The organism is Streptomyces sp. NPDC043738 (assembly GCF_056436545.1).
Window position 1 is genome coordinate 453,085 of the sequence record NZ_JBWKCJ010000001.1, and the last position, 17,127, is coordinate 470,211.

The 17,127-nt window shown below is 73.8% G+C and carries 13 protein-coding genes; 8 read left to right on the forward strand and 5 right to left on the reverse strand.

All coding sequences use genetic code 11. From position 1 onward, the window contains the following. Positions 1-3: 3 nt before the first annotated feature. From AC0680_RS01985 to AC0680_RS02015, 7 genes are read left to right on the forward strand one after another with little or no spacing between them, the layout of a single operon-like run. On the forward strand, positions 4-810 hold the full coding sequence (locus tag AC0680_RS01985; RefSeq protein WP_478624115.1) for an alpha/beta fold hydrolase: 807 nt from the start codon (positions 4-6) through the stop codon (positions 808-810). Next, positions 807-2,264 (forward strand): glycosyltransferase, encoded by a 1,458-nt coding sequence (locus AC0680_RS01990; protein ID WP_478624116.1) that lies wholly within the window; start codon positions 807-809, stop codon positions 2,262-2,264. The genes AC0680_RS01985 and AC0680_RS01990 overlap by 4 nt, the downstream gene beginning before the upstream one ends. A gap of 5 nt (positions 2,265-2,269) precedes the next feature. Further along, a complete protein-coding gene (locus AC0680_RS01995) occupies positions 2,270-4,141 on the forward strand; it encodes a methyltransferase domain-containing protein (RefSeq protein ID WP_478624118.1) in 1,872 nt (623 codons plus the stop codon). Beyond that, positions 4,138-5,079 carry a galactokinase gene (locus AC0680_RS02000; protein WP_478624120.1) on the forward strand — a complete coding sequence of 314 codons (942 nt, stop codon included), beginning with the start codon at positions 4,138-4,140 and terminating at the stop codon, positions 5,077-5,079. The genes AC0680_RS01995 and AC0680_RS02000 overlap by 4 nt, the downstream gene beginning before the upstream one ends. A 47-nt stretch (positions 5,080-5,126) precedes the next feature. Beyond that, complete coding sequence (locus AC0680_RS02005; protein WP_478624122.1) at positions 5,127-6,281, forward strand: alkaline phosphatase family protein; 1,155 nt, start codon at positions 5,127-5,129, stop codon at positions 6,279-6,281. A 22-nt stretch (positions 6,282-6,303) separates the two neighbouring features. Further along, a complete protein-coding gene (locus tag AC0680_RS02010; protein ID WP_478624123.1) occupies positions 6,304-7,569 on the forward strand; it encodes an MFS transporter in 1,266 nt (421 codons plus the stop codon). Then, positions 7,566-8,603 carry a TolB family protein gene (locus tag AC0680_RS02015; RefSeq protein WP_478624124.1) on the forward strand — a complete coding sequence of 346 codons (1,038 nt, stop codon included), beginning with the start codon at positions 7,566-7,568 and terminating at the stop codon, positions 8,601-8,603. Before AC0680_RS02010 ends, AC0680_RS02015 begins: the two co-directional genes overlap by 4 nt. Before the next feature lie 22 nt (positions 8,604-8,625). Here AC0680_RS02015 and lysX read toward each other — a convergent pair whose 3' ends face one another. Both lysX and AC0680_RS02025 read right to left on the reverse strand, forming a co-directional pair. Continuing rightward, complete coding sequence (lysX, locus tag AC0680_RS02020) at positions 8,626-11,943, reverse strand: bifunctional lysylphosphatidylglycerol synthetase/lysine--tRNA ligase LysX (protein ID WP_478624126.1); 3,318 nt, start codon at positions 11,941-11,943, stop codon at positions 8,626-8,628. A gap of 35 nt (positions 11,944-11,978) precedes the next feature. Continuing rightward, on the reverse strand, positions 11,979-12,872 hold the full coding sequence (locus AC0680_RS02025) for an Ig-like domain-containing protein (RefSeq protein ID WP_478624127.1): 894 nt from the start codon (positions 12,870-12,872) through the stop codon (positions 11,979-11,981). A gap of 241 nt (positions 12,873-13,113) precedes the next feature. Here AC0680_RS02025 and AC0680_RS02030 point away from each other — a divergent pair, with 241 nt between their 5' ends. Next, positions 13,114-13,308 carry a hypothetical protein gene (locus AC0680_RS02030; protein WP_362924940.1) on the forward strand — a complete coding sequence of 65 codons (195 nt, stop codon included), beginning with the start codon at positions 13,114-13,116 and terminating at the stop codon, positions 13,306-13,308. An 81-nt stretch (positions 13,309-13,389) separates the two neighbouring features. Here the strand turns inward: AC0680_RS02030 and AC0680_RS02035 are convergent, their stop codons facing one another. The 3 genes from AC0680_RS02035 to AC0680_RS02045 form a co-directional block, all read right to left on the reverse strand. Then, entirely contained in the window at positions 13,390-14,631 is a 1,242-nt protein-coding gene (locus AC0680_RS02035) for a phosphodiester glycosidase family protein (protein ID WP_478624129.1), read from the reverse strand. Positions 14,632-14,803: 172 nt separating this feature from the next. Further along, the gene (locus AC0680_RS02040; RefSeq protein ID WP_478624131.1) at positions 14,804-15,436 is read right to left on the reverse strand and encodes an N-acetylmuramoyl-L-alanine amidase; all 633 of its coding nucleotides are present in this window, start codon (positions 15,434-15,436) and stop codon (positions 14,804-14,806) included. Positions 15,437-15,676: 240 nt separating this feature from the next. Continuing rightward, a complete protein-coding gene (locus AC0680_RS02045) occupies positions 15,677-17,092 on the reverse strand; it encodes a family 2B encapsulin nanocompartment shell protein (RefSeq protein ID WP_478624133.1) in 1,416 nt (471 codons plus the stop codon). Between the last annotated feature and the right edge of the window lie 35 nt (positions 17,093-17,127).

Below are 17,127 nucleotides of genomic sequence, written 5' to 3' on the forward strand. Positions count from 1 at the left end.
GCCATGACCCACACCGACGCGGGCGGACTGCGCCTGCACACCCAGCGGCTGCCGGCCCGGGGCGCCGACTCCCGGCCCGGCGGACCCACCGTCGTCTGCCTCCACGGGCTGGTGATGGACAACCTGTCGAGCTTCTACTGCACCCTGGCCGGCCCGCTCTGCCGCGCCGGACACGAGGTGCTCCTCTACGACCAGCGCGGGCACGGCCGCAGCGAACGCCCGCCCACCGGCTACGACCGGGACACCGCGGCGGCCGACCTCATCGCGCTGCTCGCCGCCGTCGGGCCCGACCTCGGTCCGGTCCATCTGATCGGCAACAGCCATGGCGGCGCCGTGGCCCTGCACACCGCGCTCCTGCGGCCCGACCTCGTCGCCTCGCTCGTGCTGATCGACGCCCAGCTGACCGGAGACTGGGTCGAGGAGATGACCGACACCCTCACCGCCGCCGCCCTCGGCCTCGAAGACGGCCGGATGACCGAGCAGCTCGCCGCGCTCGGGCGGCGCAAGGAGGCCCGGCTGACCGCCGGCGCCGACGCCCTGCTCAACCACACCACGCTGATCGAGGACATCGCGGCCGCCGGTGCCTTCACCGCCGGCGACTTCGCCCGGCTGAGCTGCCCGGTCCTCGCCGTCTACGGGGAGAAGTCCGAACTCCTGCCAGGAGCAAGGGAGTTGGCGGCCATCGCGCCCGACTGTGAGCTGTGTGTGCTGCCGGATGTGGGGCACACGGTGCTCAAGGAGGCCACCGAAGGGCTGTGCGAGGCCGTACTGGGGCGGCTGCGCGTACGGGCCGGGGCGGTGGCCGGATGAGGGTCCTCTTCGTCGTCCCGCCGCTCGCCGGGCACGTCAACCCCACGCTCGCCGTCGCCGCCGAACTCACCGCGCGCGGACACCAGGTCGCCTGGACCGGCCCCGCCGCGGCCCTGGCGACGCTGCTCCCGCCCGGCGCCCGGCTGTACTCGGCGGGCGACCGGGGCGCGGCCGACGGCTATGACGTACTGCACCGGCGATGGCGCGATCTGCGCGGCGTCGCGGCCCTGCGCTTCCTGTGGGAGGAGGCCCTGGTCCCGCTCGCCCACGCGATGCTGCCCGGCGTGCACACCGCCGTCGAAGCCTTCACGCCCGATGTGCTGGTGGCCGACCAACAGGCCTTCGCCGGGCCCCTGGTGGCGCGCCGGCACGGCCTGCCCTGGGTGACCTCGGCGACCACCTCGGCGGAGTTCACCAGGCCGTTCGACGGCTTCCCGAAGGCGGGGGAGTGGGTGGCGCGGCGCATCGCCGGCCTGCTCGCCGACTGCGGCGCACCGGCCGACTGGGACCCGCGCTTCTCGCCGCATCTGGTGCTGGTGTTCTCGACGCCCGAGTTGGTGGGGGAGGGGGGCTCGCCCGGGGCGGGCGAGGACCGCGCACACCGCCTAGCTGAAGTCCCCTCGCCCCGCCTAGCTGAAGTCCCCTCGCCCTGTCTGGTCGAAGTTCCCTCGCCCCGCCTGGCCGAGGCTCGCCCACCCCGTCTGGCCGAGGCTCCCCCACCCCACCCACACACCCTCCCCCGCCCCCACCCTCCCTCCCCCCGTAGGGGGGAGGGAGGGTGCCGGGGGGTGGGGGCGGGGGCCGAAAAGTGGGGCCCGCACTACGCCTTCGTAGGCCCCGCCTTCGGCCCCCGCCCGCCCGCCGCCGACTTCCCCTGGCGCCGGCTGGATCCCGGACGCGCCCGCGTACTGGTCTCCCTGGGCACGCTCAACCGCGAGGCCGGGGCCCGCTTCTACCCCGCGGTGCTGCGCGCCGCGGCCGCCCTGGCCGACCGCGTGCAGCTGATCCTCGCCGCCCCCGGCGACCTCGCCGGGGAGCTCCCCCCGAACGTGCTGCACCAGGAGTACGTCCCCCAGCTCCAGCTGCTCCCGCACCTCGACGCCGTGCTGTGCCACGGCGGCCACAACACCGTGTGCGAGGCGCTCGCGTACGGGCTGCCGCTGGTCGTGGCCCCGGTCCGCGACGATCAGCCGATCGTGGCGCGCCAGGTGACCGAGGCCGGCGCGGGCGTACGGGTGCGCTTCGGCCGGGCCCGTACCGACGAGCTGCGGCAGGCCCTGACGGCCGTGCTCGACGACCCGGCCCACCGCGGCGCGGCCCGCCGCATCCAGGCGTCCTTCGCGGCGGCGGGCGGTGCCACCGCCGCGGCCGACCGCCTGGAGAAGCTGCCGCTCGGCCCCGGCACGGCCCCCATCGGCACCGACCACCGCACCACGTCCGAGAAGGGATCGTGAGGCAGATGGCACCAGCACACCGTTTCCGTGCCGGTACGCGCGCCGCGGCGGCCGCCACGGCGCTGGCCCTGGCGGCGGGCACCGTACGCGCCCGCCGCCGGCTCGCCGCGCTGCCCCTGCTCGACGCGGCCGGACCGTACGACGCCGCGCGGCCGCCGCTCGCGGGCTGGCACCTGATCACCGCGCCCGGCGTCACGGCCGACGAGGCGACCCTGCGCGCCGCCGTCGCCCACGCCGTACACGAAGGGCTGCGCGTACTGGACCTGATCCCGGCGCGGCTCGACGCCGAGAGCGCCCTCGGCCTGCTCCGACTGCTCGACCCCGAGGCGCACCGCACGGACCGGGGCGCGCCCGGGCACGGCGCGGGCCACGCCGTGCTGGTGGCCGACGAGGTCCACCGCCGCGCCCAGCTCCCCGGCCGGCTCGCCGAGGCGCCACCGCGCTCCGCCGCCGACCTCCTCCGCCTCCTCGCCGAGCTCAAGGAGTACGCCCCCGACGCCACGGGCTGGGCCATCGCCTCCGGTCTGGCGGCGCCGGCCCCCGACCCCGGCCGGCGCGCCGAGGAGCTCCGCGCCCGCGGCCTGCCGCCCGCCCTGCTGTCCGCCGGCCGGCTCGCCGGTCTCGCGCTGCTGCTCAAGTTCCTTTATTCAGAGCCCCGTTGGGGAGCGGCGGCGGCCGCGCTGTACTGGCTCCAGCCCGCGCTGGTCGCCGCCCCCGCCCGGCGGCTGCGGCCCGCCGGCCTGGCCCGCACCACCGCGGCACGTCCGCTGCGGGCGGTCTCCACCGCCCTGCACACCCTGCGGACACCGCCCGCGAAGGCGCCCGGCGCGGCCGACGCCCCGGCGCGCCGCGCCGCGTACACCGCCGAACTCGCCGACGGCACCGACCGGTTCTTCGAGCCGCGGCGCACCGACTGCCCCTGGTGCTCGGCACCCGATCCGGTCGTCCGGGTCCGCATGCCCGACCTGCTGCAGGGCAAGCCCGGCCGCTTCACCCTCGAAGAGTGCCGGCGCTGCGGCCACGTCTTCCAAAACCCCCGGCTCACCTTGGACGGGCTCGACTTCTACTACCGCGACTTCTACGAGGGGCTCGGCGGCGAGGGCGCCGCACTGATCCTGGGCCGGATGAACGGCACCTACCGGGCCCGGGCCGAACTGCTCAAACCCTTCACCACCCCCAGGGCCTGGCTCGACGTCGGCACGGCTGCGGGACACTTCTGCAACGCCGCCCGCGCCGTATGGCCCACCACCCGCTTCGACGGGCTGGACATGGGCGCCGGAGTGCACGAGGCCGAGCGCCGGGGCTGGATCACCGCCGCGTACCAGGGCCAGTTCCCCGACCTCGCCGACCGCCTCACCGGCCGCTACGACACCGTGAGCATGCACCACTACCTCGAACACACCCGGGACCCCTTCGCCGAACTCGACGCGGCCGGCAAGGTCCTGGCCCCCGGAGGGCATCTGCTCATCGAGCTGCCCGACCCCACGTCCCGTATCGCGCGGCTGCTCGGCCCCCACTGGCTGCCCTGGTTCCAGCCCCAGCACCAGCACCTGATCCCGGCCGGCAACCTCAAACAGGCCCTGGCGGAGCGGGGGTTCACCGTCCTCGTCGAGCAGCACGGCGCCGCCCACCAGGCCAACGCCGACTTCATCGGCGCCGTCGCCCTCACCGCGAACCGGCTCGCCCCCGATCCGCACGCCCCCTGGGCCACCGCCCCCGCCACCCCGGACCGTCGCGCCGCCCGCGGCGCCGTACAGGCCCTGGCCCTGCCCTGCTACGGCGCCGCGGCCGCCCTCGACGCCCTGCGCACCGCGGTCGCCCGGGCCACCGACGGCGGCAACGCCTACCGGCTGCTCGCCCGCAAGGAACTGGGGTGAGAGCCGTGGACCTGGCCCGGCGCCCGGCGGCCGACCCCGTGCTGCGGCTGCTCGCCCACGGCTTCACCACCACCCATGGACGCCCGCCCGAAGCGGTCTGGCGGGCCCCGTACGCCTTCCACCTCACCGGCCGCGCCGTCCACCCCGGGCCGGTGCGCGGCAAGGGCGCGCCACCGGCCGACTGGGTCGCGGCGGCCGACTGGCACCTCGCGGTGGCCGTCGCGCCACGCGCCGACGGGATGCTGCACTGCGGCTCGCTCAACCACCCGGCCGAGAGCGCCGCACTCCCGCTGACCGGCCCGGCCGCCCCCGCCCCCCGCTGGGCGGCCCGCCCGTACGCGGCGCTGCGCGCACTCGCCGCCGCCGGGATCGGCCGCGGCGGCGCCGATGTGCAGCTGAACGCCACCCTGCCCGACTCGGTGGGGCTGCCCGTCGCCGAACCGCTGGAGTGCGCCCTCGCCCTGGCCGTCGCGGACGCCTGCGCCGGTCCGGGCGTCCGCCCGCCCACCCGGGCACAGCTGGCGGAACTCCTGGGCTCCGCCGTGCCCGGTGATGACGCGCTGCGCCGGGCGGTGCTCTTCGCCCGCGCCGGCCACCTCCTCGCGGCCGACGGCCGCACCCACCGGCCGCTGGTGGCCCCGGGCGGCGGCCCGGACCCCTGCCTGCTGCTGGTGGCGGTCCGTACGGCCGGGGCCGAGGACCAGCGCCGCGGCGGCGCCACCGCCACCGCCCTGGTGATCCGCGAGGCGCTGCGCGCCGGCGCCCGGTCCGCCTGCTGGCCCGGGCACCGGCCGGGCCGCAGCGTGCTGCTGCTGATGCCCCCGGACCGGCGCGCGGCGGTCCGGGCCGAGGTGGCCGGCGCCTTCGGCCGCTGCGGGCTGCCCGTGCCGCGCTTCCTGCGGATCGCCGTCGTGGACGCGGCCCGCCGCGAGGACTGACGACCCCCACCCCCCACACGCCCCCCCGACCAGGAGAGTGAGACCCGATGAAACCCCGACCCAACCGCCTGCGCAGAGCGCTCGCCGCGGCTCTCGGCGCGCTCGGTCTGATCGCGGTCGCCACCACCGCCGAGGCCCGCGTCGGCACCGCCGCGGCGCTGCCGTCCTACGACCACGTCGTGATCGTCGTCTTCGAGAACAAGCAGTACGGCGAGATCATCGGCAGCGCCAACGCCCCCTACATCAACCAACTCGCCCAGGGCGGCGCCAGCCTGACCGGCATGAAGGCGCTCACCCACCCCAGCCAGCCGAACTACTTCAACCTCTTCTCCGGCGCCACCCAGGGCATCACCGGCGACGGCTGCTACACCGCCCAGTCGATGGACGCCCCCAACCTCGGCCAGGAACTGATCGCCGCCGGCAAGACCTTCGCCAGCTACAACGAGGGCCTGCCCGGCGAGGGCTCCACGACCTGCACCAGCGGCCGCTACGCGCAGAAGCACAACCCGTGGTTCGCCTTCAAGAACGTGCCGGTGGCCACCGGCAAGACCTTCGCCCAGTTCCCCAAGGACGACTACACCCAGCTCCCGACGCTGTCCTTCGTCGTCCCCGACATGTGCAACGACATGCACGACTGCGCCGTCGGCAGCGGCGACACCTGGATCAAGAACAACCTCGCCTCCTACGCCGAGTGGGCCAAGACCCACAACAGCCTGCTCGTGCTCACCTGGGACGAGGACAACTACCTGGGCTCCAACCAGATCGCCACCGTCTTCCACGGCGCCCACGTCAAGCAGGGCGGCGTCGGCGGCGCCTACAACCACTACAGCCTGCTGCGGACCTTCGAGGACATGTACGGCACCGGGCACGCCGGCAACGCCGCGACCACCACGCCCATCACCGAGGTGTTCGACACCGGCGGCACCCAGCCGCCCGACGGCGACCTCAAGCTCGCCACCCCCGGCCCGCAGACCTGCCGCTTCAACCAGCCCTGCACCCTCCAACTGACCGCCACCGGCGGCAAGGCCCCGATCGGCTACCGCGCCACCGGACTGCCACTGGGCCTGACCACCGACACGGCCGGCGGCCGCATCACCGGCAAGCCCTGGCAGACCGGCACCTTCCAGATCACCGCCACCGCCACCGACGCCGCGAACACCACGGCCACCGCGGCCTTCCCGCTCACCGTCAACTGGTTCTGACCCACGGCACGAGGAGACGTCCGTGTACCTCTCGTCCAGCCGCGCCGCCGACGCCTCGGCGGGTGTCGCCCGCCACCGGCCGGCCTTCCTGCGGGGCGCCGTCGCCGGCAACGTCGTCGCCCTCGGGCTGGTCAGCATGGTCACGGACGTCTCCTCGGAGATGGTCGCCGCCGTCCTGCCGCTGTACCTGGTCGCCGGCCTGGGCATGTCCCCGCTCGCCTTCGGCCTGCTCGACGGCGTCTACCAGGGCGTCACCGCGCTGGTACGGCTCGCCGGCTCCTACGCGGCCGACCGCACCCGGCGCCGCAAGCTCGTCGCGGCCACCGGCTACGCCCTCTCCGCGGTCTGCAAACTCGGCCTGCTCGCCGTCACCACCCCCTGGGCGGTCGGCGCCGTCCTGGCCGCCGACCGCACCGGCAAGGGCCTGCGCAGCGCCCCGCGCGATGCGCTGATCTCGCTGTCCACCACCCCCGCGCAACAGGGCCGCGCCTTCGGCGTGCACCGCACCCTGGACACCGCCGGCGCCCTCCTCGGCCCGCTCGCCGCCTTCGCCGTGCTGTGGGCCGCCCGGGACGGCTATGACGCGGTCTTCCAGGTCAGCTTCTGCTGCGCCGCGTTCGGCGTGCTGCTGCTCGCCCTGTACGTCCGCGAACCGCGCCCGGACGCGGCCGAACGCCGGGCGCCGGCACCACGCCCCGGCGCCCTACGGGTGCTGCGCACGCCGGCCGCCACCCCCGGCCTGCCCCGGCTGGGCCTGGCCGCGGTCCTGCTCGGCGCCACCACCATCAGCGACGCCTTCCTGTACCTGGTGCTCCAGGAGCGCCGGCACTTCGACGCCCAGTGGTTCCCGCTGCTGCCGGTCGGCACCGCGGCCGCCTTCCTGCTGCTGGCGCTCCCCGTAGGCCGCCTGGCGGACCGCGCGGGCCGCCTGCGCGTCTTCCTCGCCGGCCATGGCGCCCTGCTCGCCGCCTACCTGCTGCTGCTCACCCCGCTCGGCACCCAACTCCCCGCCACGTTTGCCTTGTTCGTCCTGCTGGGGGTCTTCTACGCGGCGACCGACGGGGTGCTGATGGCGGCCGCCGCCCCCCTGCTGCCGCCGGACCTGCGGGCCAGTGGACTGGCCCTGGTGCAGACCGGCCAGGCCGTGGGCCGCTTCGCCGCCGCGGTCCTCTTCGGCGCGGCCTGGACCGCCGCCGGCCCCGTCACCGCGCTGGCCGCGGCGGCCGGCTGCCTGACCGCCGCCGTCGCGCTCGGCGCCCTGCTCCTTCGCGGAAAGGCCTCCTCATGACGCCGGTCCTCTCGCGGCCCGCACGACGGCGGACCCTGGTTCTCCTCGCGGTCACCGCCCTGCTCGCCACGGCCGCCGTCGTCGCGGTCGGCCGGGCCGCCGGCCGGGCCGCCGAGCGCGACCACGACCGGGCGGGCCAACCCGCCGTGCGGCAGGGCGGCTTCGGCCTCGGCGGGCCCGGGCGCCTGATCTTCCGGAACCTGGCGTGGGGGCCGCAGCGCGACCACCTCGCCGCCGTACCGCTGAGCGACCCCGGCGCCGTCCGCACGGCCGGCCCCGACGACTGCCTGCGCTTCCACGCCGCCGCCGGCACCGGTGTGTGCCTACGGGCCACCGGGGGAGTGGTGCCCGGCCACGAGGCCGTGGTCCTGGACGCGCGGATGAAGGCCGTCCGGCGCTTCCCGGTGCCCGGCATTCCCACCCGTGCCCGGGTCTCGCCCAGTGGCCGGCTCGTCGCCTGGACGGTGTTCGTCAGCGGCGACTCCTACGCGGGCGGCGCCTTCTCCACCCGTACCGCCCTCTACGACACCCGGACCGGCACCCTCCACGACAGCCTGGAGGACTTCACCGTCCTGATCGGCGGGCGCCGCCACGAGGCCGCCGACCACAACTTCTGGGGCGTGACCTTCGCCGCCGACGACACCACCTTCTACGCCACCCTCGGCACCGGAGGCCGCACCTACCTGGTCCGCGGCGACCTGAACCGCCGCACCCTGACCGCCGTGCGCGAGAACGCCGAATGCCCCTCGCTCTCCCCGGACGGCACCCGGATCGCCTTCAAGAAGCGGGTACGGCCCAAGGGCGCCGACGCGCCCTGGCGGCTGTACGTCCTGGATCTGCGCAGCGGACGCGAGTGGCCGCTCGCCGAGCGGGCGAGCGTCGACGACCAGGCGCTGTGGCGGGACGGCCGCACTCTGCTGTACGCCCTTCCCGGGGACTACGGCGCCGACCTGTGGCAGGTGCCGGCGAACGGCGAAGGCCACCCCCGAAAGGTGGTGGCCTCCGCCGTCTCGCCCGCTGTGACCGGGCCGTGAGCGCGCTCCTGTCCGGCCCGCCTCAGCGCCGCCGCACCAGCGGGAACGGCAGCGTCTCGCGGATCGACAGCCCGGTCAGGAACATCACCAGCCGGTCCACGCCGATGCCCAGACCACCGGTCGGCGGCATCGCGTACTCGAGGGCCTGCAGGAAGTCCTCGTCCAGCTCCATCGCCTCCGGGTCCCCGCCGGCCGCCAGCAGCGACTGCGCGGTGAGCCGCCGGCGCTGCTCGACCGGGTCGGTCAGCTCCGAGTAGGCGGTGCCCAGTTCGGTGCCGAACGCGACCAGGTCCCAGCGCTCGGCGAGCCGCGGATCCTTGCGGTGCTGCCGGGTCAGCGGCGAGACGTCGGTGGGGAAGTCCTTGTAGAACGTGGGGAGCTGGGTCTTCTCCTCCACCAGCCGCTCGTACATCTCCAGCACGATGTCCCCGCGGCCCATCTCCGGTTTCACCGGTACCGAAGCGGCACCGCACAGCCGGCGCAGCCGGTCCGGTTCGGTGTCCGCGTCGACCTCCTCGCCGAGCGCCTCGGAGATCGCGCCGTAGACGGTCTTGACCGGCCAGATCCCCGAGATGTCGTGCTCGACCAGCCGGCCGCTCGCGTCCGCCTTACGGGCCGTGGCGCTGCCGAACGCGGCGATCGCCGCACCCTGGATCAGCTCCCGGGTCAGGTCGAGCATCACGTCGTAGTCGGCGAACGCCTGGTAGGCCTCCAGCATCGTGAACTCGGGGTTGTGCTTGTAGGAGATGCCCTCGTTGCGGAAGGTCCGCCCCATCTCGAAGACCTTCTCCATACCGCCCACACACAGCCGCTTGAGGTACAGCTCCGGCGCGATGCGCAGATACAGGTCGAGGTCGTAGGCGTTGATGTGGGTGTGGAACGGGCGGGCGTTGGCGCCGCCGTGGATCTGCTGCAGCATCGGCGTCTCGACCTCGAGGTAACCGCGGTCGATCAGGCCCTGGCGCAGCGCCTGCACGGCCGTGCTGCGGGCCCGTACGTTCTCCCGCGCGTCCGTCGAGACGACCAGGTCCACATAGCGCTGGCGGACCTTGGCCTCGGGGTCGGACAGCCCGCGCCGCTTGTCCGGCAGCGGGCGCAGGCACTTGGCCGTCAGGCGCCACTGGGTCACGAACACGGTCAGCTCACCGCGGTCGCTGCTGCCGACCTCGCCCTCGGCCTCGACATGGTCACCGAGGTCGATGTCCGAGCCGAAGCGGTCCAGCAGCTCCTTGCCGCTGCCGTCCCGGGTCAGCGCGATCTGCAGATCGCCCGACCAGTCCCGCAGCACCGCGAAGAGCACGCCGCCGTGGTCACGGGTGAGCAGCACCCGTCCGGCGATGCTGACCGACTTGCCGGTGCGCACACCCGCCGTGAGGTCGGGGTACTCGTCGCGGACCTGGCCCAGGGTGTGCGTACGCTCCACGCCCACCGGATAGGGGTCGGTGCCGTTCTCCCGCAGCCGCTCCAGCTTGCGGTGGCGCACCCGCACCTGCTCGGGCAGCGCGGCCAGCTCCTGCGCGCGCTGCTCCTCCTCCGTGGCCGGTGCCCTCCGTACCAGGCCCAGCTCGTCCAGCGACGGCAGACCGGCCGTGCTCGCCGGGGCCAGCACCCGCTTCTTGTGTCCCTTGCCCCACAGCTTGCCCAGGCTCGGTACGGCCACGAAGCCCTCGGCGATACCGGAGGCCAGACCGATACGGGCCAGCGCGCCGGCGTCCGCGTAGCACAGGAACCGCGGGTACCACTCGGGGTTGTACTTGGCGTTGGAGCGGTAGAGCGCCTCCAGCTGCCACCACTTGGAGAAGAACAGCAGCAGCCGGCGCCAGAACTTCAGCACCGGTCCGGCACCGATCCGCGCGCCCTCCTCGAAGGCGGAGCGGAACACCGCGAAGTTCAGCGAGATGCGGCGCACGCCCATCGCCCCGGCCTGGGCGCACAGCTGGGCGACCATGAACTCCATCACGCCGTTGGGCGCGGTGCGGTCACGGCGCATCACGTCCAGCGAGATGCCGTCCGGGCCCCACGGCACGAAGGACAGCAGGGCGATCATCTTGCCGTCACCGTCGAACGCCTCGGCCAGCAGGCAGTCCCCGTCCGCGGGGTCGCCCAGCCGGTCCAGCGCCATCGAGAAGCCGCGTTCGGTCTCGGTGTCGCGCCAGGCGTCCGCCCGGTGGATGACCTCCTGCATCTCCTCGTCGGTCAGCGCGGAGTGGCGCCGTACCCGGAAGGTCGCGCCGGCCCGCTCGACGCGGTTGACGGCCTGGCGGGTCACCCGCATCTCGCGGCCGTCCAGGTCGAAGTCCTTGACGTGGAGGATGGCCTCGTCGCCCAGCTGCAGCGCACCGAGCCCGCAGCGGGCGAACGCCTTGGCGCCGCTCTCGCTGGCGCCCATGACGGCCGGCTGCCAGCCGTACCGCCCGGCGACCTCCAGCCACGCCTCGATCGCCTGGGTCCAGGCCTCGCGGTCACCGACCGGGTCACCGCTGGCCAGGCAGACACCGGCCTCGACGCGGTAGGTGACGGCGGCCTTGCCGCTGGGGGAGAAGACCACGGCCTTGTCGCGGCGGGTGGCGAAGTAGCCGAGCGAGTCCTGGCTGCCGTAGCGGTCCAGCAGCGCCCGGATGCGGGCCTCCTCGTCGCCGTGCAGCGCGGCCTCCATCCGCTGCGAACGGAAGAGCGTGGCCGCCGCGTTCAGCAGCGCCAGCGCACCGAGCAGTTCGAGGACGGTGCTGATCCAGTGCGGCGGATGGCCCTCGACCAGATGGCCGCCGACCAGCCCGCCGCAGACGCGGTTGGCGACCCACAGCAGGCGGTTGCCGCCGCCGGCCTCCAGCGTGCCCGGAGCCAGCGTCACCAGCCCCCAGCCGATCAGCACCGCGACCGCCAGTCCGGCGGCCAGCACCCCGATGGCGCGCAGGAACGCGCCCCGCCGGGTGATCGCGTAGAACTCGCGGTGCGCGACGAGCAGCAGCACCAGCGCACCGGTGCACAGCACCAGGGAGAAGGCGAACTCCGCGTACCCGGCGGCCAGGAACAGCGCGTCGGCCAGCACGACCAGCACCATGTAGGCCACGACGAACCACAGCGCCACGCGTTTGCGCGCGGTCATCGCCGCGCCCAACAGGAAGAGGAACACCGCGTAGGCGAAGTTGGGCGCCACTGGGATCGTGAGCGTGTCCAGCCAGTAGATCACCGGGTGGAGCGCGCGCCGCAGGGGCCCGATCAGCGCCGTCAGGGCACAGAAGAGCCCCAGCACGCTGAAGATGATGGCGAAGCCATTGGGGACGCGGCGCCGAAAGCGCCGCCACCCCGTGAGTTGATCCTGGTCCTGCACGGTGCTCATTCCGTCACACTAGGCTCTGAAAGGGGTCTACTGCTCTACGCGAGGGCGCTAGTTTCGCCGCCGGCGGGAACACCGGCATTCCAGTCTCCGATCCCGATGGTCCTCTCGTCTTTCCCTCGCACGGAGGATGCGGTGACCACGACGGGGTCACCCACGTGGACCTTGCCACAAACCCGCGCCGCGGCCGAGTCGGCGCAAGTCCGGCCGATGGTGAAGTTCAGGTCATAGTCCGTCGCGAAGTAGCGTCCGCCGCCGGAGTCCACGCCGCTCAGCTCCGCCCGCAGCGTGATCCGGGTCCCCGGTCTCGAGGGCCGCGCGGGCCGCCAGGCCACCTGGTCCTTGCCGCTGTCGTCCTTGCGCCAGTCCCAGGAGCCCGAAGCGCGGTCGTCGGAGGTGACGCTCAGGCCCCGCAGCACCGCTTCCCGGTCGGTCACCGGGAAGTCGAAGGTGACCGTGATCGGCCGGCCGGCGCCGACCACGGAGCCCTGCCGGCCGGGATCGACCACCAGCTTGTTGAGCTTGGCGGCCTTCGCCGTGGTGAGCGACTCCTTGGTCGTGCCGACGCCGCCCCGCGCGTTCCTCGTCCTGGCGACGAGGGAGTACTTGGTCTCCGGCGCGGCCTTCTCGCTCGACGTCCAGACGGACCCGCCGTCCCCGAGCCCGCCGGGCAGCCGCCGGCCCCTGGGATCGGTGAGCGTCACATCGGTCAGCACCCCGCCCTCGGCGGTCACCTGCAGCGTGTCGCCGGCCTGCACCGTCCTGGTGCCGCTCGCCGCGCCCAGCACCACCTTCACCGGGTCGCCCTTGGACGCCGACGCCGCCGTGCCCCCGCACCAGGTGAACACACCGACGCCGATCACCGGGATCAGCAGGAGTGCGACGCACAGCGGCCAGGGCGGCCGGCGGCGGGGGGAGGGGGTCTGGCTCATGCGGGCTTTCCGTCTGCGGTGCGGGTGGGGCGGAGATGTCGGCCGCTAAGACGGCCGATCCGCATACTCCGTTGCGGGGAGTGACGTGATCCACGTCACGCCACGAGGTGCCGCCTCCCGCCGTGACCCACGGTGATCACCCCAATGGAGCATCGGGCCTCGAACCGGACATACCTCTGAATACGCCAAACTGGCCACCCCTGCCGTCCGTTCGGGCGGCGGTCGAGGAGGTGTGCGTCCCGTGGCTGTTTCCATCTCGGTCGTGCTGCTGCTGGTGATCCTCACGGTGATCTTCCTGCGCAGCGGAAAACTCAAGTTCTCGCACGCCCTGGTGTGCGCACTGCTGGGCTTCTATCTGGCGAGCAGCAGCCTCGCCCCCGACATCCACCAGGGGCTGGCCGGCGCCGCCGACATGGTGAGCAGCGTCCGCCCGTGACCGTGGCGGCCCCCGGCGGTGGCCCGGATCGCCGGGCGGGCCCGACCGCCGCCGGGCACCGGCCGGCCGGTCGCCCACCGCTCACCCGAAGGAGAAGACCCCGACGGCGTTCGGCACCGGCCGCTCCGCGCCGCCCGACGGATGGTTGCGCACCACGACCCGGCCGAAGCCGTCGCCGGTCACCAGCGTCGAGGAGCCGCCGCCGTCCAGGTTCATCGCGTCGCGGGCGCCCAGCTGGTCCATCAGCTCGGCCAGCTCCCGCACCGTCAGTCCGGTCTGCCCCTGCCCCGGCGCCCCGTCCAGCGCCATCAGATACAGCAGCCGGCCACCGGGCCCGATCCCCGCGGACGTACGCACCGCCACCGTCACGGCGTCCAGACCTGCCACCGGCTCGGAGTCCCGCACGATCGGGAAGCCGCCCACCGCGAACCGCAGCGGGACCGGCTGCTGCCCGACGAGGCGGTAGCCGACCGTCACCGGCTCGCCGACATGCAGCGTGCGCAGCTGCCGCGCCCCCTCCTCCCGGCCCACCAGCACCACGCTCCCCGCCGCCACCCCGCCGGCTCCCGGCCGGGCGTCCAGCGCCGAGACCCTGCCGTACCGGACCGTCACCTCCGCGGTCTCCGCGGTGCACGGCGCGGTCCGGTCGGTGTCCGTCCCGCAGGTGGCCCGCACCCGGGACGCCGGGCCCCACTGCGCGGTGTACGCGCCGATGCCGCCCACCGGCAGCGCGTACTGGTTCAGCCCGCGCAGCGGCAGCGCCCCGCCAGGGGTGAGCACCGCGCCGCGCAGCGTGAGCCGGTCCAGCCGCGCCCGGCGGTCGTAGCCGACAGCGATGACGTCCTCGGTGGTCGCGCCGGGCGGCATGACCGGGCCGAACCGCTGCCCGCCCGGTACCGCGCCCTTGAGCTGCCGCCCCGACGCCACCGCCGGGCCCACCGGGGCGCCGGTCGCCTCCACGCCCGGATGCTGGGTCTCGGTGATGTGGAAGAAGTCGCCGTTGACGGCCGCCACCGCGCCGCGGGCCGCGGCCAGTTGGGACACCGGCGCCCGGGCGCCGACCACCCCCGGATGCAGCAGATCGACCGCGACCCGCGGATCGGCCAGGTCGACCGTCAGCAGATGCCCGTGCACGATCCCGCGCGGCACCGTCACCAGGAACTCGTCGTACGCCACACCGGGCGCCACCGCCACGGCATCGAAGCGCCGCACGGTGGTGGCGGCGGTGGCCGGAGGCCCGCCCGCCAGCCCGCCGCCCGCGAGCACCCCCCACACCACCAGCACCGTCAGCACCGCTCGAACCCGGCCGAATCGCTGCTTCACGAGCCCCCCTGACGTCGCGCCAACTGTCCCAGGTGCCGAAGACGTGCACTTCGCGCCGCTCACGCGCCCGATCGTCGAAAAATTACTATCGGCTGGAGATGTCATGGATCTGTACACCCGCGGAACGGCCGTCGTGTCGCCGGACACGGCCCCGGCCGCGCCGAGTGGGTCGTCACCCGGCGTGCCGCCAGGCCGCCTCGACGACCAGCTCCATGTAGCGCGCCCAGTCCCAGAACTCGCCCGGATCGTGGTGGTCGGTGCCGGGCACCTCCACATGGCCGATGATGTGCGCGCGGTCCAGCGGGATCCGGTAGCGGGCGCAGACGGCGGCGGTGAGCCGGGCGGACCGCTCGTACAGCGCGTCGGTGAACCAGGTCGGGTCGTCGATCCAGCCCTCGTGCTCGATGCCGATGCTGCGGGTGTTGTAGCCCCAGTTGCCGGCGTGCCAGGCGACGTCGCGTTCCTTGACGCACTGGGCGAGATGGCCGTCGGCGGACCGTACGACATAGTGTGCGGCCGCCTTGTGCGCGGGGTCCTGGAAGAGCCTGAGGGTGTCCTCGTAGGTCTCCTGCGTCACATGCACCACGACCATGTTGATCGGATACTGCGTGGGGCGGTTGGCGGCGGTGAAGTTGGACGGACTCGCCGGGACCCACTGGACGGGGGGATAGCCGCCGCCGAGCGGTGCCCGCCCGCGTGGAGCGGCCGCGGCGGCGGTGAGGGGAGCGAGCGCGGTCGAGGCGGCGAGTGCGGCGGCACCGGTGATCAGGCGCCGGCGGGCCGGACGGGAAGGATCGTGCGCCATGTGAACTCCTGACAGGGACCGAGGGGGAAGGTCGCGTACATGTCACGCACATCTGTACGTTCATCATGCGCAAGAGGGCATTCCCTGCCAAGGGTGTGGCCGCCTCGCCAATGGCTCGGCCAAAGGCGAAACGGCGAGGTCAGGAGCGGGCATATGACCTGATCGGTCGTCACCCGGGTGCCGCGCCGCCACCCTGACGGACAATCACCGGCGCGGCACCCCGGACGGCAGCCGCCGTCGTCAGTGACCGATCTCCACGTCCTCCAGGATGCCCAGCGCGTCCGGCACCAGCACCGCCGCCGAATAGTAGGCGCTGACCAGGTAATTGATGACGGCCTGGTCGTTGATGCCCATGAAGCGCACCGACAGGCTGGGCTGGTACTCGTCGGGGATACCCGTCTGGTGCAGCCCGATCACCCCCTGGTTCTCCTCGCCGACCCGCAGCGCCAGAATCGAGCTGGTCTGGTCCGGGTTGATCGGGATCTTGTTGCAGGGCAGCAGCGGAATACCCCGCCAGGAACGCACCGCCGCGCCCTCGAACTCGACGGTGCTGGGATAGATGCCCCGCGCGTTCCACTCCCGCCCGATCGCGGCGATGGTGCGCGGATGCGCCAGCAGGAACTGCGTCTTACGGCGCCGCGAGATCAGCTCGTCGAGGTCGTCGGGGGTGGGCGGGCCGCTGCGGGTGTGGATGCGCTGCTTGAGGTCGGCGTTGTGCAGCAGCCCGAACTCGCGGTTGTTGACCATCTCGTGCTCCTGGCGCTCGCGCAGCGCCTCCACGGTCAGCCGCAGCTGCTGGTCCAGCTGGTTCATCGGACCGTTGTAGAGGTCCGCCACGCGCGAGTGCACCTTCAACACGGTCTGCGCGACGCTGAGTTCGTACTCGCGCGGCGCCGTGTCGTAATCGGCGAAGGTGCCGGGCAGGAGCGGTTCGCCGACATGGCCGGCGGCCAGCTCGATGGCCGCCTCACCGTGCTTGTTCTGCGCCGGCACCAGCGCCGCACGGAACTCCTCGACATGGGCGCGCAGCGACTCCGACTCCGCCAGCACCGCCTCGAAGTCGCTGCGGTACAGGGTCAGCGCGGTCACCCGGGTCACCGCCTGCACGGAGTGCTCCCACTCCGCCTCCGGTGACACCAGCGCCGCCGCCCCGATGGCATCGCCGTCGGCGATCGTGCCCAGGGCCGTGTCCTCGCCGTACTTGCCGGTGCCCGTCCGGTCGAGCTTGCCGTGGGCGATCAGGATGACCCGGTCGGTCGGCGCTCCCTTGCGCACCAGCACATCGCCGGGGGCGAACTCCCGCTGGACGAACCGGCCGGCCAGCGCCTCCAGCGTCGCGCTGTCGTCGAAGCCGCGCAGCGGCGCCAGTTCCCGCAACTCCGCGGGGATCACCCGGACTTCGGTGCCGGTCGAGACGAACTCGATCCGGCCGTCACCGAGGGTGTGCGTGAGCCGGCGGTTGACGCGGTACGTGCCGCCGGAGACCTGGGTCCAGGGCAGCACGCGCAGCAGCCAGCGGGAGGAGATCCCCTGCATCTGCGGCGGCGTCTTGGTCGTGGTCGCCAGCTTGCGGGCCGCCGACGTGTCCAGGCTGGAACGGTTCTGCTCGATCCCGGAAGGCTGCGGGCCGGACGTCGGGTCCACCGATGTGGTCATGGAGAAGGCTCACCTGTTCTGTGGGGTGCGGTGCG